Here is a 340-nt window from a genome sequence, read left to right as displayed (position 1 = left end):
CACGACCGCCGGCAGCGACAGCGACAGCGTTTCCGCGCCACCGTCGACTTCACGGGCCACGGTTGCCTTACCGTCGGCGATCGTCACCTTCGACGCGAACGTCGCTTGCGGCAGGCCTGCCAACGCAGCCAGCATCTGGCCCGTCTGGTTCGAGTCGTCGTCGATCGCCTGCTTGCCGAGGATCACGAGTTGCGGCTGTTCCTTGTCGACCAGCGCCTTCAGGATCTTCGCGACGGCCAGCGGCTCGACGCTGTCGTTCGATTCGACGAGGATCGCGCGATCCGCGCCGATCGCCAGCGCCGTGCGCAGCGTTTCCTGCGCTTGCGTCACGCCGACCGAT

The 340-nt window shown here is 67.1% G+C and carries 1 pseudogene; it reads right to left on the bottom strand.

Annotated elements, in window-relative coordinates:
• Positions 1-340, bottom strand: a pseudogene (locus U4Z64_RS37455) (electron transfer flavoprotein subunit beta/FixA family protein); the annotation flags it as partial.

The organism is Burkholderia sp. BCC1996, from assembly GCF_905339955.1.
Lineage (GTDB): Bacteria > Pseudomonadota > Gammaproteobacteria > Burkholderiales > Burkholderiaceae > Burkholderia.
This window is presented reverse-complemented; position numbering and strand designations above follow the sequence as displayed.